Origin of the sequence: Enterobacter kobei, from assembly GCF_001729765.1 — a bacterium.
GTDB lineage: Bacteria > Pseudomonadota > Gammaproteobacteria > Enterobacterales > Enterobacteriaceae > Enterobacter > Enterobacter kobei.
Genome location: NZ_CP017181.1, coordinates 1274730 through 1295402 on the forward strand (window position 1 = coordinate 1274730; position 20673 = coordinate 1295402).

General features: G+C 53.6%; 15 protein-coding genes and 7 tRNA genes. 5 read left to right on the top strand and 17 right to left on the bottom strand.

Going from position 1 to position 20673, the window contains the following annotated elements:
* Positions 1-386 precede the first annotated feature (386 nt).
* The 5 genes from lnt to miaB all read right to left on the bottom strand — a co-directional run bounded on the left by lnt (position 387) and on the right by miaB (position 5997).
* Positions 387-1925 carry an apolipoprotein N-acyltransferase gene (gene lnt / locus BFV64_RS06035; RefSeq protein ID WP_014883005.1) on the bottom strand — a complete coding sequence of 513 codons (1539 nt, stop codon included), beginning with the start codon at positions 1923-1925 and terminating at the stop codon, positions 387-389.
* A 5-nt stretch (positions 1926-1930) separates the two neighbouring features.
* Positions 1931-2809, bottom strand: a complete 879-nt coding sequence (gene corC, locus BFV64_RS06040; RefSeq protein ID WP_014883006.1) for a CNNM family magnesium/cobalt transport protein CorC — start codon at positions 2807-2809, stop codon at positions 1931-1933.
* Between the two features lie 89 nt (positions 2810-2898).
* Positions 2899-3366, bottom strand: coding sequence for an rRNA maturation RNase YbeY (gene ybeY, locus BFV64_RS06045; protein ID WP_069601821.1), 468 nt, complete (start codon positions 3364-3366; stop codon positions 2899-2901).
* Complete coding sequence (locus BFV64_RS06050) at positions 3363-4409, bottom strand: PhoH family protein (RefSeq protein WP_069601822.1); 1047 nt, start codon at positions 4407-4409, stop codon at positions 3363-3365. The genes ybeY and BFV64_RS06050 overlap by 4 nt, the downstream gene beginning before the upstream one ends.
* 163 nt (positions 4410-4572) lie before the next feature.
* Entirely contained in the window at positions 4573-5997 is a 1425-nt protein-coding gene (gene miaB / locus BFV64_RS06055; protein ID WP_014883008.1) for a tRNA (N6-isopentenyl adenosine(37)-C2)-methylthiotransferase MiaB, read from the bottom strand.
* A 135-nt stretch (positions 5998-6132) separates the two neighbouring features.
* Between miaB and ubiF the strand changes: the two genes are divergently transcribed.
* Positions 6133-7308 (top strand): 3-demethoxyubiquinol 3-hydroxylase, encoded by a 1176-nt coding sequence (ubiF, locus tag BFV64_RS06060; protein WP_045281607.1) that lies wholly within the window; start codon positions 6133-6135, stop codon positions 7306-7308.
* Between the two features lie 116 nt (positions 7309-7424).
* On the opposite strand, the gene BFV64_RS06065 is transcribed toward ubiF, so the two are convergent.
* The 12 genes from BFV64_RS06065 to nagB all read right to left on the bottom strand — a co-directional run bounded on the left by BFV64_RS06065 (position 7425) and on the right by nagB (position 14288).
* A tRNA-Gln gene (locus tag BFV64_RS06065) sits at positions 7425-7499 on the bottom strand.
* Between the two features lie 36 nt (positions 7500-7535).
* A tRNA-Gln gene (locus BFV64_RS06070) sits at positions 7536-7610 on the bottom strand.
* Between the two features lie 40 nt (positions 7611-7650).
* Positions 7651-7727: transfer RNA gene (locus BFV64_RS06075), tRNA-Met, on the bottom strand.
* A 17-nt stretch (positions 7728-7744) separates the two neighbouring features.
* Positions 7745-7819: transfer RNA gene (locus BFV64_RS06080), tRNA-Gln, on the bottom strand.
* 32 nt (positions 7820-7851) lie between these two features.
* A tRNA-Gln gene (locus tag BFV64_RS06085) sits at positions 7852-7926 on the bottom strand.
* Between the two features lie 23 nt (positions 7927-7949).
* Positions 7950-8034, bottom strand: a tRNA-Leu gene (locus BFV64_RS06090).
* Between the two features lie 8 nt (positions 8035-8042).
* Positions 8043-8119 (bottom strand) — tRNA-Met (locus BFV64_RS06095).
* Positions 8120-8343: 224 nt separating this feature from the next.
* A complete protein-coding gene (asnB, locus tag BFV64_RS06100) occupies positions 8344-10008 on the bottom strand; it encodes an asparagine synthase B (RefSeq protein ID WP_014883010.1) in 1665 nt (554 codons plus the stop codon).
* A gap of 248 nt (positions 10009-10256) precedes the next feature.
* Positions 10257-11009, bottom strand: a complete 753-nt coding sequence (gene nagD, locus BFV64_RS06105; protein WP_008501057.1) for a ribonucleotide monophosphatase NagD — start codon at positions 11007-11009, stop codon at positions 10257-10259.
* 45 nt (positions 11010-11054) lie between these two features.
* On the bottom strand, positions 11055-12275 hold the full coding sequence (nagC, locus tag BFV64_RS06110; protein WP_014883011.1) for a DNA-binding transcriptional regulator NagC: 1221 nt from the start codon (positions 12273-12275) through the stop codon (positions 11055-11057).
* An 8-nt stretch (positions 12276-12283) separates the two neighbouring features.
* Positions 12284-13432: an N-acetylglucosamine-6-phosphate deacetylase gene (gene nagA / locus BFV64_RS06115; RefSeq protein WP_032637190.1), complete on the bottom strand. Its 1149-nt coding sequence runs from the start codon at positions 13430-13432 to the stop codon at positions 12284-12286.
* Between the two features lie 55 nt (positions 13433-13487).
* Complete coding sequence (gene nagB / locus BFV64_RS06120; protein ID WP_008501061.1) at positions 13488-14288, bottom strand: glucosamine-6-phosphate deaminase; 801 nt, start codon at positions 14286-14288, stop codon at positions 13488-13490.
* 327 nt (positions 14289-14615) lie between these two features.
* Here nagB and nagE point away from each other — a divergent pair, with 327 nt between their 5' ends.
* From nagE to chiQ, 4 genes are all read left to right on the top strand, one after another.
* The gene (nagE, locus tag BFV64_RS06125; protein WP_045134261.1) at positions 14616-16568 is read left to right on the top strand and encodes a PTS N-acetyl glucosamine transporter subunit IIABC; all 1953 of its coding nucleotides are present in this window, start codon (positions 14616-14618) and stop codon (positions 16566-16568) included.
* A 179-nt stretch (positions 16569-16747) separates the two neighbouring features.
* The gene (glnS, locus tag BFV64_RS06130) at positions 16748-18415 is read left to right on the top strand and encodes a glutamine--tRNA ligase (protein ID WP_023332403.1); all 1668 of its coding nucleotides are present in this window, start codon (positions 16748-16750) and stop codon (positions 18413-18415) included.
* Between the two features lie 447 nt (positions 18416-18862).
* Entirely contained in the window at positions 18863-20260 is a 1398-nt protein-coding gene (gene chiP / locus BFV64_RS06135; protein ID WP_047344393.1) for a chitoporin ChiP, read from the top strand.
* Positions 20261-20307: 47 nt separating this feature from the next.
* Complete coding sequence (chiQ, locus tag BFV64_RS06140) at positions 20308-20634, top strand: ChiQ/YbfN family lipoprotein (RefSeq protein ID WP_014883016.1); 327 nt, start codon at positions 20308-20310, stop codon at positions 20632-20634.
* Positions 20635-20673 lie beyond the last annotated feature (39 nt).

Here is a 20673-nt window from a genome sequence, read left to right on the forward strand (position 1 = left end):
TATCAGCGCCAGTGACGCATTGATACCCATTGTGATGTTGTTATATCTCGCGCGATGCGAGTGCAGTGTTATGCAAGCTTGTTAACATTTAGTCTGGCTTAATGTAAAGATTTTGCTGCGTTATTGTTTATTTTTGCGAAGCGCGCCGCACCATTCAGAGGCAAATATCTCCCGTTGCACCGTTTCGGTGCTACCGATGATCTACGCTGGTGCGACAAGGTTGTACGTTAAGCCAAACTGCGTTTGCGTGAATAAACAAAGCAACAGGCGTGCCAGATTTGGCACCGGAAGGAAATTGTCGGGTGGCGGCTACGCCTTACCCGAGCTACGGGAGTCAAAATGTAGGCCGGGTAAGCGTTAGCGCCACCCGGCAACAGAAGGTAAGATTAGCGACGACGCTGACGCAGGCTCATCAGCACGGCACCGAAACCGAACAGCGCGGTCAGGATCCACAGCGGCCAGTTGCCGGTGCGGGCATACGGCGTCAGGCCGGTGGTTGGTGTGACTTTTGTGGTCAACACCTCACGGGTGAACTGCGGGATCATGGCCTGGATTTCACCCTGTGGACCAATCACGGCGGTGATGCCGTTGTTAGTGCTGCGCAGCAATGGGCGCGCCAGCTCCAGAGAACGCATACGCGCCATCTGGAAATGCTGCCACGGGCCGATAGATTTACCGAACCACGCATCGTTGGAGATAGTCAGCAGGTAGTCGGTATCCGGGCGGAAGTTATCGCGAACCTGCTCGCCGAGAATGATTTCGTAGCAGATGGCCGCCGTCAGGGCAAGGCCGTGCGCATGCAGCTGGGGCTGTACGTACGGGCCACGGCTGAAGGAGGACATCGGCAGATCAAAGAACGGGGCCAGCGGGCGCAGAATCGACTCCAGCGGAACAAATTCACCAAACGGCACCAGGTGGTTCTTGTTGTACCGATCCGTGGAGTTGTAGCTGTATTCGCTGTCTTTGCCGAGCGTAATGATGGTGTTGTAGGTGTCATAACGGTTCTGCTGATTCAGACGCGCATCGACAATCCCGGTAATCAGCGTGCTGCCGCGAGCCAGCAGCAAGTCGTTCATCATGTTCAGGAACGGCTGCTGATTGATCTCCAGATCGGGAATGGCGGATTCCGGCCAGATGATCAGCTGCGATTTACCCATCACCTCTTCGGTGGCGTTGGCGTAGATCTTTAGCGTGTTCAGCAGCTCTTTTTCATCCCACTTCATAGATTGCGGGATATTTCCCTGCACCATAGAAACCTGCATGGTGCGCTCGGGCTCAGGCGTGAACCACTGGATATACCGCAGCGGGAAGGGCAGGGCAAACAGCACCAGCGCCACGGCCAGCGGTTTCCAGCAACGCGTGACCAGCGCCAGGATCAGCAGGCCGCTCACCACCATCAGCAGGAAGTTGATTGCCTCAACGCCCATGACCGGGGCCAGGCCTTTCAGCGGGCCATCAATCTGGCTGTAGCCGAACTGCAGCCACGGGAAGCCGGTCAGTACCCAACCGCGCAGGAATTCGGTGATTTGCCAGACCACCGGCGCGGCAATGGCGACGCGCAGCCAGGTGGTTTTAGGCCACAGGCGGGAAAGGATCCCTGCGAACAGACCAGTATACAGTGAGAGATATGCCGCGAGCAGGACGACCAGGAAGACGTTAACCGGGCCCGGCATACCGCCAAACTGGGCGATGCTGACGTAGACCCAGTTAATGCCGGAGCCAAAGAGCCCCAGTCCCCAGAAGTAACCGATGGCGGCAGCCTGTACCGGACGCCGGTTTAGGGTCAGACCCTGGAGCCCCATCAGGGAGAGAATAGCCGCAGGCCAGATATCGTAAGGAGAAAAAGCCAGCGTACCGCTGGCTCCGAGTAACAGCGCCAGCAGCAAACGGACGCGCTGGCGTTCAAGTAATGGGGCAAATGCCATTTACATTAATCTTCCAGTTTTGGCACCGGTGAGTCGTCCGGCGTTCTGACATGAACCTGTATAATACGGCGGCTGTCGGCCATTGCCACTTTGAACTGGTAACCGTCGATGTCAACGGTTTCACCGCGCGCCGGAAGGTGGCCAAAGGCCTGCATCACCAGCCCGCCAATGGTATCGACCTCTTCATCACTGAAGTGAGTGCCGAAAGCGTCGTTGAAGTCCTCAATCGAGGCCAGCGCGCGCACGGTCCAGGTATGGCGGCTGAGCTGACGGAAGTCGATATCTTCCTCTTCGTCATACTCATCTTCGATTTCTCCCACGATCAGCTCAAGAATATCCTCGATCGTGACCAGTCCGGAAACGCCGCCAAATTCATCAATAACAATCGCCATGTGGTAACGCTGAGAGCGAAACTCTTTCAGCATCCGGTCCACACGTTTACTTTCCGGCACAACCACGGCCTGGCGTAACACTTTTTCCATGCTGAAGGCTTCGGCATCGCTGCGCATAAACGGCAGCAGATCTTTCGCCATCAAAATCCCTTCGATGTGATCTTTATCTTCGCTGATGACCGGGAAACGCGAGTGGGCGGATTCGATGATCACATCGAGGCACTCGTCCAGGGTCTGGTTACGTTTCAGGGTGATCATCTGCGAGCGGGGGATCATGATATCGCGAACACGCTGGTCAGCAATGTCCATCACCCCTTCGAGCATTTCGCGCGTATCTTCGTCGATAAGGTCGTTTTGCCCGGAATCACGAATCAGCTCCAGCAGTTCATCACGGTTCTTGGGTTCGCCGTGGAAAAGCTGGTTCAGAATGAGGGAGAAAAATCCCTTTTTAGTGTTTGTCGTGTCGCTACTGTGTGAATTGTCGTCGCTCATGGCGTTTGTTAAGGGTTCTCTTGTTAGTTCAACATTTACCGCCACGCGAATTCCCTGCGCGGCGGCATAGTCGTCAGTAAGTTAACTGACTATTCTTTCTCGGCAATGTACGGATCCTCATAGCCCAGAGCAAGCATTATCTCTGTCTCGAGGGACTCCATCTCTTCCGCTTCGTCATCTTCAATATGATCGTAGCCAAGCAGATGCAGGCTGCCATGCACCACCATATGCGCCCAGTGGGCTTCCAGCGGCTTTTGCTGCTCTTTGGCTTCCTGTTCAACCACCTGACGGCAGATGATCAGATCCCCAAGCAGCGGCATCTCGATACCCGGCGGGGCTTCGAACGGGAAAGAGAGCACGTTGGTTGGCTTATCTTTCCCACGGTAAGTCAGGTTAAGCTCATGGCTTTCTGCCTCATCCACCAGGCGAATCGTCACTTCTGATTCTTCCTGAAACTGGGGGATAACGGCATCCAGCCATTTCTGAAACTGTGCCTCATCTGGCATACCGGAATTGTCTTTACAGGCCAGCTGTAAATCGAGGATCACCTGACTCATTTCTGTTCTTGCTCCTGCGCGTCGCGCTTACGTTCTGCGGCCAGTTCGGCCCTGCGTTTTTGATCCGCCTCTTCCCAGGCTTCATAGGCGTTAACGATGCGCGCAACCACCGGATGGCGTACCACGTCTTCACTGTGGAAGAAGTTAAAGCTGATTTCATCGACTTCGGCCAGCACTTCAATGGCGTGGCGCAGGCCCGATTTGGTGCTGCGCGGCAGGTCGATCTGGGTAACGTCACCGGTAATGACCGCTTTCGAGTTAAAGCCAATACGCGTCAGGAACATCTTCATCTGTTCGATGGTGGTGTTCTGGCTTTCATCAAGAATGATGAACGCGTCGTTTAACGTGCGACCACGCATGTAGGCGAGTGGGGCCACTTCAATCACGTTACGCTCAATCAGCTTTTCGACCTTCTCAAAGCCGAGCATCTCGAACAGCGCATCGTATAAAGGACGCAGATACGGGTCGACCTTCTGACTCAGGTCGCCCGGCAGGAAGCCCAGTTTTTCACCCGCTTCCACCGCCGGACGGGTCAGCAGGATACGGCGGATTTCCTGACGTTCAAGCGCATCCACCGCCGCGGCAACGGCCAGATAGGTTTTACCCGTACCCGCCGGCCCCACGCCGAAGGTGATGTCGTGGTCGAGAATATTGGCGATGTACTGCGCCTGGTTTGGCGTACGCGGCTTAATGACGCCACGCTTGGTCTTGATGTTGATGGCCTTACCGTAGTCCGGCACACTTTCCGCGCTCTGCTCAAGCACGCGCGCCTCTTTAATGACGAGGTGAATTTGTTCCGGTTCGATATCCTGAATTTCGCCGCGCATCGGGGCGGTATCGACATACAGGCTGCGCAGGATATCTGCAGCCGCATTGACGCAGATAGGGCGTCCGGTAAGTTTGAAGTGATTATCGCGACGATTGATTTCGATACCCAGACGTCGCTCCAGTTGTTTGATGTTGTCATCAAACGGTCCGCACAGGCTCAGCAGGCGAGCGTTGTCTGCGGGCGTTAGGCTGATTTCACGCGTATCTATGTTCAAACTGTTCCTCTTTGATTGGTTAGCTGACCCGCTGCCACCTGGCGTAATAAAACGGTCATTACCGAAATTATTCACGCCATAGAATAAAGGCGCAAGCATTGCAGATGATATTGGGGACGATGAGAGGAAATACAAGGCCTGCCGAAGCGGCAGGCCCGAAGGATTAAGGCTGGTAAATCCCCACGCCAGAATCGTTTTCTTTGCGGGTACGCGAAATGACGGATTCCGGTGACTCGGCAATACGCAGGCCCATTTCGTCTTCAGTGCGGACCACTTTCGCACGCAGTGAGTTGGTGAGCACTTCGACAATCTCAACGTCCACAAATTTACCGATCATATCCGGGGTGCCTTCAAAATTCACCACGCGGTTGTTTTCTGTACGACCGGAGAGTTCCATAATGCTCTTGCGCGAGGTGCCTTCTACCAGTATGCGCTGGACGGTGCCGAGCATACGGCGGCTCCAGGCGTTGGCCTGCTGGTTGATGCGCTCCTGCAGAATATACAGACGCTGCTTTTTCTCTTCTTCCGGCACATCGTCAACCATATCGGCCGCAGGGGTTCCAGGACGCGCGGAGAAGATGAAGCTGTAGCTGACGTCAAAATTCACTTCACCAATGAGCTTCATGGTGCGCTCGAAGTCATCCGCGGTTTCACCAGGGAAGCCGACAATAAAGTCGGAGCTTATCTGGATATCCGGACGCGCTTCACGCAGCTTACGGATGGTGGATTTGTACTCCAGAACCGTATGCGGACGGCCCATCAGGTTCAGAACGCGGTCAGAGCCGCACTGAATCGGCAGATGCAGGAAGCTCACCAGCTCTGGCGTATCGCGATAGACATCAATGATGTCATCGGTGAATTCCATCGGATGGCTGGTGGTAAAGCGAATACGGTCGATACCGTCAATCGCGGCCACCAGGCGCAGCAGTTCAGCAAAGGTGCCGGTGGTGCCGTCGTAGTTCTCCCCACGCCAGGCGTTAACGTTCTGGCCCAGCAGGTTCACTTCGCGAACGCCCTGCGCGGCAAGCTGCGCGATTTCAAACAGAATATCGTCTGCCGGGCGGCTGACTTCTTCGCCACGGGTATAAGGCACCACACAGTAAGTGCAGTATTTGTTGCAGCCTTCCATGATGGAAACGAAAGCGGTCGGGCCATCTGCGCGCGGTTCTGGCAGACGGTCAAATTTCTCGATCTCCGGGAAGCTGACGTCAACGACCGGGCTACGATTACCGCGAACCTGGTTGATCATCTCCGGCAGGCGGTGCAGGGTCTGCGGGCCAAAGACGATATCCACATAGGGGGCTCTCTGGCGGATCAGCTTACCTTCCTGTGATGCGACGCAACCGCCCACGCCGATGATCAGGTCCGGATTTTTTCGTTTGAGAAGTTTCCAGCGGCCTAACACGTGGAAGACTTTTTCCTGCGCTTTTTCACGAATTGAACAGGTGTTCAGCAGCAACACGTCGGCTTCTTTCGGATTTTCAGTCAGCTGGTATCCGTGGGTGGTGTCCAGCAGATCGGCCATCTTGGATGAATCGTATTCGTTCATCTGACAGCCCCAGGTTTTTATATGGAGTTTTTTAGTCATCGACTTGCTCAGCTCAGGATTGCAAGCCGCGTATTGTAATGCTTTGGTGGGGTTGTGACCAGTATGAAGGTTATGTGTCTCAGGACCGCAAAAATCCGGTAAACTTAAGGGATTCTCCAATAAGGAAAAATGACCATGACACTCCAACACACCGAAGTTGCCGTTGTCGGCGGCGGTATGGTCGGCGGCGCACTGGCGCTGGGGCTGGCGCAGCAGGGATTTGAGGTAACGGTAATTGAACAGGCTGCACCGCCGGCATTCGATCCCGCCAGCAAGCCGGATGTGCGCATTTCTGCTATCAGCGCGGCGTCAGTCGATCTGCTGCGCGGTCTGGGCGTCTGGGAAACGGTGCAGGCGATGCGTGCGCAACCTTACAGCCGTCTTGAAACCTGGGAGTGGGAAAATGCCCACGTTGCGTTTGATGCTGCGGAGCTGAAGCTGCCGCGCCTGGGCTACATGGTGGAAAACAATGTGCTCCAGCTGGCGCTCTGGCAGGCCCTGGAGGCGCACCCGAAGGTGACGCTGCGTGTTCCTGCGTCACTTAAGGCACTTCATACTCACGAAAGCGGCTATTTACTGACGCTCGACAGCGGTGATGAGCTGGCTGTGAAGCTGGTCGTCGGGGCGGATGGTGCCAATTCTCAGGTCAGACAGATGGCAGGTATTGGGGTACATGCCTGGCAGTATGAGCAGTCTTGTATGCTGATTACCGTCCAGTGTGAGAATTCGCCGGGTGAGAGCACCTGGCAGCACTTTACGCCGAATGGCCCGCATGCCTTTTTACCGCTATTTGATCATTGGGCGTCACTGGTGTGGTACGACAAACCGGCGCGCATTCGCCAGCTACAAGGGCTTTCAATGGAACAACTGCAGCGCGAGATCCTGCTGCACTTCCCGAGTCGTCTGGGGCATATCACGCCAGTCGCCGCTGGCGCATTCCCGCTCACGCGACGTCACGCTTTGCAGTATGCCCGTGACGGGCTGGCGCTGGTGGGGGATGCGGCACACACCATACACCCGCTGGCCGGGCAGGGGGTAAATCTTGGGTATCGTGACGTTGACGCGTTACTGGACGTTTTAAGTCATGCGCGCGGGCATGCGGAAGCGTGGTCCAGCCATCAGGTACTGAAGCGTTACCAGACGCGACGTATGGCGGATAATTTTATTATGCAGTCGGGAATGGATCTGTTCTATGCCGGATTCAGCAATGACTTAGCGCCAGTACGTATTCTGCGTAACATTGGCCTCATGGCGGCGGAACGTGCCGGTGGGTTGAAACGTCAGGCCCTGAAATACGCTCTCGGACTTTAATCGCTGCTTCGACTATTCCCTCGCCCCTTTGGGGAGAGGGTTAGGGTGAGGGGGCATCAGGCCGCACAAACAACAAAAACAAAAAAGCCCGCAGAGCGGGCTTATTTGTTTTTAAGTGGCTGGGGTGCAGGGATTCGAACCCCGGAATGCTGGTATCAGAAACCAGAGCCTTACCGCTTGGCGACACCCCAATTGCGTTAAACAAACTGCTTAACGACTTTTTAAATTGGCTGGGGTACGAGGATTCGAACCTCGGAATGCCGGAATCAGAATCCGGTGCCTTACCGCTTGGCGATACCCCAACAATTTGTCTTGATTACCGAAAAATCGACAATCTTAATTTGGTGGCTACGACGGGATTCGAACCTGTGACCCCATCATTATGAGTGATGTGCTCTAACCAACTGAGCTACGTAGCCAGTACTGCAATCTTCGATGGCTGGGGTACCTGGATTCGAACCAGGGAATGCCGGTATCAAAAACCGGTGCCTTACCGCTTGGCGATACCCCAATACCGCGGAGAACCGCAAAATCGAAGAAATATGGCTGGGGTACCTGGATTCGAACCAGGGAATGCCGGTATCAAAAACCGGTGCCTTACCGCTTGGCGATACCCCATCCGTGCAACGCTTACCTGGGAATGGTGCGGGAGGCGAGACTTGAACTCGCACACCTTGCGGCGCCAGAACCTAAATCTGGTGCGTCTACCAATTTCGCCACTCCCGCAAAAAAGATGGTGGCTACGACGGGATTCGAACCTGTGACCCCATCATTATGAGTGATGTGCTCTAACCAACTGAGCTACGTAGCCATCTTTTTTCGCGTTACCTTATCGGCGTTGCGGGGCGCATTATGCGTATAGACCCTTGCAGCGTCAACACCTTTTTCAACGAAAATAGCCGGAATGTGACTGTTTGGTTAGGTTGCGAACAGCGTGACCGAATATTCGGCAATTATTGGTTATTAATCGTTTTTCGAGAGTGAAATGCAAGGCAAAAAAAAGGCCCCAGAGGGGCCTGATTAGAATCGTCGCGATTATTTGTAGGCAGACTGGTGAACGCCTACCGCACGGCCTGATGGATCGTTCATCGCTTTGAAAGATTCATCCCATTCAATCGCTTTGGCAGACGAGCAGGCGACGGATGGGCCACCCGGAACACACTCTGCCGCACTCGGCACCGGGAACAGCTCTTCAAAGATTTCGCGGTACAGGTACGCTTCTTTCGAGCCCGGCGTGTTGTACGGGAAGCGGAAGCTTGCCGTTTCCAGTTGCTGGTCGGAAATCTGTTTTGCTGCCACCTCTTTCAGGGTGTCGATCCAGCTGTAACCTACACCATCAGAGAACTGCTCTTTCTGACGCCACGCCACGCTCGCGGGCAGGTATGATTCAAAACATTCGCGCAGGATATGTTTTTCCATTTTACCGTTGCCGCACATTTTGTCCTGCGGGTTGATACGCATCGCCACGTCGAGGAATTTCTTATCCAGGAACGGGACACGCGCTTCTACTCCCCATGCCGACATTGCTTTGTTGGCACGTGCACAGTCAAACATATGCAGTGCCTGCAATTTACGCACGGTCTCTTCATGCAGCTCTTTGGCGTTTGGCGCTTTATGGAAGTACAGGTAGCCGCCAAACACTTCGTCAGAACCTTCACCGGACAGCACCATCTTGATGCCCATCGCTTTAATCTTACGTGACATCAGGTACATCGGCGTTGAGGCACGAATGGTAGTAACATCATAAGTTTCAATGTGATAGATCACATCGCGGATTGCATCCAGGCCTTCCTGCACGGTGAAGTGAATTTCATGGTGCACGGTGCCCAGATGGTTTGCCACTTCCTGCGCAGCTTTCAGGTCAGGTGCCCCTTCAAGACCCACGGCAAAGGAGTGCAGCTGCGGCCACCAGGCTTCGGAGCGCTCCTGATCTTCCACGCGGCGAGCGGCGAATTTCTTGGTGATCGCGGAGATCACGGAGGAGTCCAGACCGCCGGAGAGCAGCACGCCATAAGGTACGTCCGACATCAGGTGGCTTTTCACGGAATCTTCCAGCGCCTGACGCAGCTCGGCTTTATCCGTCACGTTGTCTTTAACCGCGTCATAATCGAACCAGTCGCGCTGGTAGTACGGACGGATCTCACCGTCTTTACTCCACAGATAGCTGCCTGCCGGGAACTCTTTAATGGTGCGGCAGACCGGTACCAGAGCTTTCATTTCAGAGGCAACATAGAAGTTGCCGTGTTCATCGTGGCCCATGTACAGCGGGATAATGCCGATATGGTCGCGGCCAATCAGATACGCGTCTTTTTCGCTATCGTACAGGGCGAAGGCAAACATACCCTGCAGGTCGTCCAGGAATTCCGGACCTTTCTCCTGATAGAGCGCCAGAATCACTTCACAGTCAGACCCGGTCTGGAAGGCGTAGCGATCGCCGTACTCGGCGCGCAGCGCCTGATGGTTATAGATTTCACCGTTAACAGCCAGCGCGTGCGTTTTTTTCTCGTTATACAGCGGCTGTGCACCGGCGTTGACGTCTACGATAGACAGACGTTCGTGAGCCAGAATCGCTTTATCACTGGCGTAAACGCCTGACCAGTCCGGGCCGCGATGGCGCATCAGGCGGGACAGTTCGAGTGCTTTTTTACGCAGTTCGCCCGCGTCAGTTTTAATATCCAGTACGCCAAAAATTGAACACATAACCTTCTCCGTTAACCCTGTTGCTTTGTAATGTTGCTTGCTTATGAAAATGCCGCAAAGGGCGAAGGGGCGCAAGAGATTTACGGGCGAAAACGGAAATAGTGCAATGGCGATTGCGGAATAGTGAAAAAAGAGTACGCCATGAACACTTTTATTGATGATTATGCAATAAAGTGCGCTTTTTGTTAGATATGGTTTTATTTGTAAGGGCTAAAAATGAAAAACCACGCCCTGAGCGTGGTTTGGTATCAGATAATGTCAATTTCATCGACGGAGGGGTAAATCCAGCTTGGTCGGAACGGCATCGAATCAATGTCATCAAGCTGCGAGACGCCGGACAGCACCAGAATGGTTTCCAGACCCGCCTGGAAGCCGGCCAGAATATCCGTACGCAGGTTATCGCCGACAATAACCGTTTCTTCTGAGTGGGCCTGCATTTTATTGAGCGCGGCGCGGATGATCCACGGGCTTGGTTTGCCGACATAGAATGGCTTGCGCCCGGAGATTTTTTCAATACCGGCACACAGCGCGCCACAGGCCGGATAAAAACCTCGACCGTGGGTATCCGGGTTGGTGGCAATGAAGCGCGCGCCGTTGGCAACGAAGAACGAGGCTTTATGCATCATCTCCCAGTTATAGGAGCGCGTTTCACCCACAATCACGAAGTCCGGATTGACATCGGTAATCGTAAAGCCCGCTTTATACAGCTCGTGGATCAGCGCGCCTTCGCCGACCACATACGCTTTTTTGCCTTCCTGACGTTTCAGAAAATCCGCCGTTGCCATCGCCGAGGTGTAAAACACACTGTCCGGGACATCGACGCCCGCCGTCGCAAAGCGGTTTGCCAGATCCTGACCGGTCTGAGAAGGGTAGTTCGTGAGAAGAACCAGAGGCATTCCTTTGTCGATGATGCGGTGAAGAAACTCCGCAGCACCTGGTACGGCAACGTTGTCGTGCATCAGCACGCCGTCGATATCACAAATTACATTCTTAATGGTCATGGACGTTCCGACATCAAAAAAAGAAGGCGTTACTATAAGGTCCGATCAACTTTCCAGCAAATGCTGCAGCAGAATACCGTTGAGCATAGCGCGTTTCACCAGCGCAAAAGCGCCAATTGCCGAGCGATGGTCAAGTTTTGAACGAACCACAGGAAGATTCTGGCGGAATGCTTTCAGCGCCTGGGTGTTAATACAGCCTTCAATCGCGGGGAGCAGCACCTTTTCTGCTTCAACAATTTCTCCGGCTATCACCACTTTCTGTGGGTTAAACAGGTTAATGGCGATGGCGATAGTTTTCCCCAGATGGCGCCCAACCTGCTCAATCACCTCACAGGCCAGCGCGTCGCCTTTATTGGCGGCTTTGCAGATGGTGCCTATCTTGCAATCAGCCAGCGTGACGCGACTCTGGTAACCTTGTTCAAGCAGATGGCGAACGCGCTGCTCAATGGCCGTGTTGGCGGCAATGGTTTCAAGGCAGCCGAAGTTACCGCAGTGGCAGCGTTCGCCCAGCGGCTCGACCTGAATGTGGCCGATCTCGCCGACGTTACCGTTGCGACCAATAAAAATCCGACCGTTAGAAATAATACCTGCGCCTGTCCCGCGGTGGACACGCACCAGAATAGAGTCTTCGCAGTCCTGACTCGCACCAAAGTAGTGCTCTGCCAGTGCCAGAGAACGAATATCGTGGCCGACAAAACAGGTCACTTTAAAGCGTTTTTCCAGCGCATCGACCAGCGCCCAGTTTTCCACCTGAATGTGCGGCATGTAGCGAATCACGCCGCTTTCCGGGTCGACCAGTCCGGGTAAAATCACTGAAATTGCAATGAGCTCGCGGATCTTACGCTGACAGCTCTCAATAAAGTGCGCGATGGTATTCAGCAGCGCGTGCTCCAGCGTCTCCTGGGTGCGCTCGGGAAGGGGATAGTGCTCTTCCGCAATTGCTTTGCTGCTCAGATCGTAGAGCGTGAGCGTGGTGTCATGACGGCCCAGCCGAACGCCAATCGCCTGAAAATTGCGGGTTTCGGTAATAATTGAGATAGCGCGGCGGCCCCCGGTAGAGGCCTGCTGATCGACTTCTTTGATCAAACCGCGCTCAATAAGCTGGCGGGTAATTTTTGTCACGCTGGCGGGAGCAAGCTGGCTTTGTTCGGCTATCTGAATTCGAGAGATTGGCCCGTGTTGGTCAATCAGGCGATATACCGCCGCACTGTTAAGTTGTTTAACGAGATCGACATTACCGATTTGAGCTTGTCCGCCTGGTGTCATACTTTTACTTACTCAGTGACGACCTCGTTACCATTAACGATGGTCTTAATAATTTTATAATCGTGTGTGAATGCCGTCAGGTTTGCAACCATACCCGGTGCAATTCCGCCAAGCTGTTTATCCACGCCGATTGCGCGAGCCGGATAAAGGGTAGCCATACGCAGGACTTCATCAAGCGCAATCCCACAGTGCTCAACCAGGTTACGCACCCCTTCAATCATGGTTAAAGAGGAACCGCTCAGCGTACCGTTTTCATCCACACACAGTCCATTGCGGTAGTATATTGTTTTACCGGCAAAAATGAACTGCTCAATATTTGCACCTGCTGGTGCAGTGGCATCGGTAACCAGGCAAAGCTTGTCACCTTTCAGGCGCTTGGCATTACGAATGTTGGTGTAATCCACGTGCATACCATCAGCAATAATGCCGCAGTAGACGTCTGGCTCGTCCAGAATCGCCCCGACCAGACCCGGTTCGCGACCGGTGATATAAGGCATGGCGTTGTAAAGGTGCGTGGCGAAGGTAATGCCCGCGCGGAAGCCCGCTTTGGCTTCTTTCAGCGTGGCGTTTGAGTGCCCTGCTGAAACCACAATCCCGGCGGCAGCCAGTTTGCTGATCACGTCAGTGCCGGTCATCTCTGGTGCCAGCGTCACTTTAGCGATCACATCGGCGTTCGCACACATGTAGTCGACCAGTTCAGCGTCAGGCTTGCGCACGTAATCCGGGTTATGGGTGCCTTTCTTCACGATATTCAGCCATGGCCCTTCCAGGTGCAGACCGAGCGCCTGATTAGGATGTTTGGCGAGGTATTCGCGCATCACGCGGATACCCTGTTTCATCAGGTCATCACTGCTGGTGATGAGCGTTGGCAGATAGCTGGTGCAGCCCGATTTCTCGTTGGCTTTCTGCATGATTTCCAGCGTTTCAACCGTCACCGCCTCGGCAGTGTCATTGAATTGCACACCGCCGCAGCCGTTCAGCTGTACGTCGATGAAACCGGGGGAGATTACTGCTCCATTGAGTGAGCGCTGTTCAATCCCTGGTGGCAGCTCTGCCAGCGGACAAACACGTTCAATCAGGCCATTGGCGATAACAATCGCATGGTCATCCAGAATTTCGTGGCCGGTATAAATCCGACCGTGGGTTAAAGCGTACATAACGACCCCCGGTTAAAAAAAGCGGCCGCCTCTTAGAGAAGAGGCGGTTAATCAATTACAGACCTTTGATGTTCTCGGCTTCTAACTCGTTGAAGTATTTCAGCGTTTTCACTTTCAGCTCCATCGTGGACGGTTCGTCGCAGACGATGACTGATTTTGGATGCAGCTGCAGGCAGCTGATGGTCCACATGTGGTTAACGTTGCCTTCAACGGCAGCCTGGAGTGCCTGCGCTTTCACGCCACCCAGCACCAGAATCATCACTTCTTCGGCATCCAGCAGGGTGCCTACGCCAACGGTCAGGGCGTATTTTGGAACCTGGTTCACATCACCGTCAAAGAAGCGGGAGTTTGCCACGCGGGTGTCATGGGTCAGCGTTTTAATACGCGTGCGGGAAGCCAGGGACGATGCCGGCTCGTTAAACGCGATATGACCATCGTTGCCCACGCCGCCCATAAACAGGTGGATTTTACCGTAAGAACGGATTTTTTCTTCGTACTGACGGCATTCTGCGTCAATATCAGGCGCATTTCCATTCAGCAGGTTAATATTTTCCGCTGGGATATCAACGTGATCAAAGAAATTCCGGTGCATAAAGCTATGGTAGCTTTCCGGGTGGTCTTTTGGCAGGCCGACATATTCATCCATATTGAAGGTCACAACATGTTTGAAGCTAACCTGGCCCGCTTTGTGCATTTCAACCAGGGCTTTATACGCCGTCAGCGGAGTACCGCCGGTTGGCAGGCCAAGAACGAAAGGACGATCGGCGGTAGGCTTGAAGGCATTAATGCGGTTAACGATATGGCGAGCGGCCCATTTACCGACTTGTTCAGCAGTTGCCAGGGGAATCAGTCTCATTGTTCACCTCAAGAGTTAAAGTAGAAGAGTGGGCGGATGGCTACCGGAACCTGATACTTAAGCGTAACCTGGAACCTTTCAGGCTGGATCAATCCGTCTTGATTTTTTGAATGATAAAATAAGTTTTCGCTGTTAGCCAGTGAAAGGGAGGGCTTAATACGATATTTGGTGACAAAAATCACAAAAAATGGGTATTTAATTTGCGATACGAATTAATTTTTCACACACTCACACTGCCAGTGAATTATCGACGGTACTTATCGTTAGCAACACAATAAAAACATAGTTAATGCGCGAGCCTGGAAAGGGTCTCGTAGGGGGAATAGGATGAATATTTTAGGTTTTTTCCAGCGCCTCGGTAGGGCTTTGCAGCTCCCTATCGCCGTGCTACCGGTTGCAGCGCTGCTGCTGCGATTCGGGCAACCCGATCTTCTCAACGTGCCGTTTATTGCCCAGGCTGGCGGCGCAATCTTTGACAACCTGGCGCTGATTTTCGCCATCGGCGTTGCTTCCAGCTGGTCTAAAGACAGTGCAGGGGCCGCAGCGCTGGCAGGGGCGGTTGGTTACTTCATCCTGACGAAAGCGATGGTAACGATTAACCCGGAAATCAACATGGGCGTACTGGCGGGTATCATTACCGGTCTGGTCGGCGGTGCGGTATATAACCGCTGGGCAAACATCAAGCTGCCAGACTTCCTCAGCTTCTTTGGTGGCAAACGCTTCGTGCCAATCGCGACCGGCTTCTTCTGTCTGGTTCTGGCCGCGATCTTTGGCTACGTTTGGCCGCCAGTGCAGCATGCTATCCATGCGGGCGGCGAGTGGATCGTCTCTGCGGGTGCGATGGGTGCGGGCATCTTCGGCTTCATTAACCGTCTGTTGATCCCAACCGGTCTGCATCAGGTTCTGAACACCATCGCCTGGTTCCAGATTGGTGAGTTTACCAATGCGGCGGGTACCGTTTTCCACGGCGACATTAACCGCTTCTACGCGGGTGATGGCACCGCGGGCATGTTTATGTCCGGCTTCTTCCCAATCATGATGTTTGGTCTGCCGGGCGCTGCGCTGGCCATGTACCTGGCTGCGCCGAAAGCGCGTCGTCCAATGGTCGGCGGTATGCTGCTGTCAGTCGCCATTACTGCATTCCTGACCGGTGTGACCGAGCCTCTGGAATTCCTGTTCATGTTCCTGGCTCCGCTGCTGTACCTGATGCACGCGGTGTTAACCGGTATCAGCCTGTTCGTGGCGACTCTGCTGGGCATCCATGCGGGCTTCTCCTTCTCTGCAGGCGCGATCGACTACGTGCTGATGTACAACCTGCCAGCGGCAAGCAAGAACGTCTGGATGCTGGTGGTGATGGGTGCGGCCTTCTTCGTTATCTACTTCGTTCTGTTCAGCGCGGTTATCCGTATGTTTAACCTCAAAACGCCGGGCCGCGAAGATACCACTGATGACGTCGTGACTAGTGAAGCCAACAGCAATACCGAAGAAGGTTTAACTCAGCTGGCAACCAGCTACATTGCCGCAGTCGGCGGTACCGACAACCTGAAAGCCATTGATGCCTGTATTACCCGTCTGCGTCTGACCGTGGGTGACTCCGCTCGCGTAAGCGATGCAATGTGTAAACGCCTTGGCGCATCTGGCGTCGTTAAACTGAACAAACAAACTATCCAGGTTATCGTGGGCGCCAAAGCGGAATCCATCGGTGACGAAATGAAGAAAGTGGTTGCGCGTGGCCCGGTCGCAGCGGCAGCAGCTGACAGCGCACCTGCGGCAACGGCGACTCCGGCCGCGAAGCCACAGGCCGTGCCTAACGCCGTGACGGTGGCGGCTTTGGTCTCTCCGGTAACGGGTGAGGTCGTTGACCTTGAACAAGTGCCTGACGAAGCGTTCGCCAGTAAAGCGGTAGGCGACGGCGTGGCGGTGAAACCAACGGACAAAACCGTCGTCTCTCCTGCTGCGGGTACTATCGTGAAGATTTTCAACACCAACCACGCGTTCTGCCTCGAAACCGAAAACGGCGCGGAGATTGTTGTCCACATGGGCATCGATACCGTTGCGCTGGAGGGTAAAGGCTTTACTCGTCTGGTGGAAGAGGGCGCTGAAGTGGTGGCCGGGCAGCCGGTTCTGGAGATGGATCTGGACTTCCTGAACGCCAATGCACGCTCCATGATCAGTCCGGTTGTTTGCAGCAACATCGACGACTTCAGTGGCCTGGTTATTCAGGCAAAAGGTCAGGTGGTTGCAGGTCAAACGCCACTGTATGAGATTAAAGGCAAGTAATCGCTCCTGAGTAGAGTCATGCCTTAAGCGGCGGGGGATATCCTCCGCCGCTTTTTTTTGCAGCAAATGCCCCCATTATTTTCATCTGATACGTATTTTCCGTAACTAAGGGTTGTCACTACGTCCGGCTTATAAGATCATATGCCGTTATACGTTGTTTACGCTTTGAGGAATCCACGATGAGTGAGGCTGAAGCCCGCCCGAGTAACTTTATTCGTCAGATCATCGATGAAGATCTGGCCAGTGGTAAGCACACCACGGTGCATACCCGCTTCCCGCCGGAGCCGAACGGCTACCTGCATATTGGTCATGCGAAATCCATCTGCCTGAACTTTGGCATTGCGCAAGACTATCAGGGGCAGTGCAACCTGCGTTTCGATGACACCAACCCAGTAAAAGAAGACATCGAATACGTTGAGTCCATCAAGAACGACGTGCAATGGCTGGGCTTCAACTGGTCTGGCGATATCTGCTACTCCTCTGACTATTTTGATCAGCTGTACGCTTACGCGGTTGAGCTGATCAACAAAGGTCTGGCGTACGTCGATGAACTGTCCGCGGATGAAATCCGTGAATACCGCGGTACGCTGACGCAGCCTGGCAAAAACAGTCCGTTCCGCGATCGCAGCGTGGAAGAGAACCTGGCGCTGTTTGAAAAAATGCGTGCGGGTGGTTTTGAAGAAGGCAAAGCCTGTCTGCGTGCCAAAATCGACATGGCTTCTCCGTTCATCGTGATGCGCGATCCGGTGCTGTACCGCATTAAGTTTGCTGAACACCACCAGACCGGTAACAAGTGGTGCATCTACCCGATGTACGACTTCACCCACTGCATCAGCGATGCGCTGGAAGGCATTACCCACTCGCTGTGTACGCTTGAGTTCCAGGACAACCGTCGCCTGTACGACTGGGTGCTGGATAACATCACCATCCCTGTGCATCCGCGTCAGTACGAGTTCTCTCGTCTGAATCTGGAATACACCGTGATGTCCAAGCGTAAGCTGAACCTGCTGGTGACTGACAAGCACGTTGAGGGCTGGGACGACCCGCGTATGCCGACCATTTCTGGTCTGCGTCGTCGTGGCTACACCGCTGCTTCTATTCGTGAGTTCTGCAAGCGCATCGGCGTGACCAAGCAGGATAACACCATTGAAATGGCGTCGCTGGAGTCCTGCATTCGTGAAGACCTCAACGAAAATGCCCCGCGCGCGATGGCGGTTATCGACCCGGTAAAACTGGTTATCGAAAACTATCCTCAGGGTGCGAGTGAGCTGGTTGCCATGCCTAACCATCCGAACAAACCGGAAATGGGAAGCCGTGACGTACCGTTCAGCGGTGAAATCTGGATCGACCGCGCTGACTTCCGTGAAGAAGCCAACAAGCAGTACAAGCGTCTGGTGCTGGGTAAAGAAGTCCGTCTGCGTAACGCCTACGTGATCAAAGCCGAGCGCGTAGAGAAAGATGCAGAAGGGAATATCACCACCATCTTCTGTTCATACGATGCCGAAACGCTGAGCAAAGATCCTGCCGATGGTCGCAAGGTGAAAGGCGTTATCCACTGGGTAAGCGCTTCTCACGCGCTGCCGGTAGAAATCCGTCTGTACGATCGTCTTTTCAGCGTGCCTAACCCGGGTGCGGCGGAAGACTTCCTGGCGACGATCAACCCGGAATCTCTGGTGATCAAACAGGGTTATGCTGAGCCATCGCTGAAAACAGCTGAAGCAGGTAAAGCGTTCCAGTTCGAGCGTGAAGGTTACTTCTGCCTGGACAGCCGTTACAGCACTGCGGAAAAACCGGTATTTAACCGTACCGTCGGTCTGCGTGACACCTGGACCAAGATCGGCGAATAATAACGCCGCTCTGGTCAATGAGAAACAAACGCCGCTTATTGCGGCGTTTTTTTTATTAATGATCATATCGTTAAAGTGGCGTTGTAAAAATGTCCGCCGTTATTTTTGGTCAATGTGGTGCTACTTATTTTTTTTAAAAAAGTTTGTCTGTTTTTGAAAATGGCAAATTTCGCAAAATACGCGATTTCTAATGTTCTAATACCCTGAAATACGCTGCTATACCCCCGCCAAATCACGCTTCCGGCCAAATGTTACAAAGCACTACCAATTATGTGCACTTCGTCATAATCCTGACTTTTGCCTGATGAAAAGCATTGATAATTCGCGTCGCGAAAAATAACCTAAAGACGGTAGTTAATTCGAGGGTATTTATAACTACCCCTGACCGCCTGGTCTTTTTTATTTTCGCCGTTTTAGGCGCTTTAATTCGTCAAAGAGGAATAATCTATGCGTACGTTCAGTGGCAAACGTAGTGCGCTGGCGCTGGCTATTGCCGGTGTGACAGCAATGTCTGGCCTGGTTGTTACACCTGAGGCGAAAGCTGCGGGTTTCATCGACGATTCTACCCTCACGGGCGGCATCTATTACTGGCAGCGTGAACGTGACCGTAAAGACGTCGCCGAAGACAAATATAAAACCAACCTTTCTCACTCCACATGGAACGCCAACCTGGACTTCCAGTCAGGCTATGCCGCAGATATGTTCGGCCTGGATATCGCTGCATTCACCGCGATTGAAATGGCGGAAAACGGCGACAGCGGCCACCCTAACGAAATTGCCTTCTCCTCCAGCAACAAAGCTTACGATGAAGACTGGTCCGGTGATAAGAGCGGTATCAGCCTGTACAAGGCCGCAGCGAAATTTAAATACGGCCCGGTCTGGGCGCGTGGAGGGTATATTCAGCCAACCGGCCAGACGCTGTTAGCACCACACTGGAGCTTCATGCCAGGTACCTATCAGGGTGCAGAAGCCGGGGCGAACTTTGACTATGGTGATGCGGGTGCGTTGAGCTTCTCCTATATGTGGACCAACGAGTATAAGGCTCCATGGCACATTGAAATGGACAAGTTCTACCAGAACGATAAGAAAACCAAAGTCGATTATCTCCACTCGCTGGGCGCGAAATACGACTTTAAAAACGATCTGGTACTGGAAGCCGCATTTGGTCAGGCGGAAGGCTATATCGATCAGTATTTTGCTAAAGCCAGCTACAAATTTGATATCGCAGGAAGTCCACTGAGCACCAGCTACCAGTTCTATGGTACGCGTGACAAGGTCAGCGATGGCGGCGTCAACGACATTTATGACGGCACCGCGTGGCTGCAGGCGCTGACTTTCGGCTATAAAGTGGGCCAGGTTGATTTACGCCTGGAAGGGACATGGGTGAAGGCGGAAGGGCAGCAGGGCTACTTCCTGCAACGTATGACGCCAACTTACGCGTCATCTAACGGTCGTCTGGATATCTGGTGGGATAACCGCTCAGACTTCAACGCCAATGGTGAAAAAGCGGTCTTCTTCGGCGCAATGTATGATCTGAAAAACTGGAACCTGCCGGGTTGGGCAGTGGGCGCTTCTTACGCTTACGCCTGGGACGCAAAACCTGGCGACATGGCCACACCGGATGCGTACTACGATCCAAACTATCGCCTGAAAGAGTCCTCCTACAGCCTGGATGCTATCTATACCCTGCAGGATGGGCGCGCGAAGGGCACGATGTTCAAACTGCACTTCACTCAGTATGACAACCACTCCGATATCCCGAGCTATGCGGGCGGTTACGGCAACATCTTCCAGGATGAACGTGACGTGAAATTCATGGTTATTGCCCCATTCACCATCTTCTGATGAACCTTCCGGCGGGTTAAGGCCCGCCGGACCGGAGACTGCATATGATGAAAAAAATCGTAATTGTCGCGATGCTTGCATCGGGGCTGGTGGCCTGCGCTCAGCCTCAGGCACCGAAGGAAGATTCCAGGCTGAAGGAGGCTTACAGCGCCTGTATTAATACCGCACAAGGCTCGCCGGAGAAAATTGAAGCCTGTCAGAGCGTACTGAATGTGCTGAAGAAAGAGAAGGCGCATGAGCAATTCGCGACGCAGGAGAATATTCGTGTGATGGATTATCAGGCCTGTATCCAGGCGCGTAAAACGGGTAACGATCAGGAAGTCGCGAAGCGTTGCGATAAGATCTGGAACGAGATACGCAATAACAATAATTAAGTTGCTTTACGCCCGGTGGCGCTGCGCTTACCGGGCCTA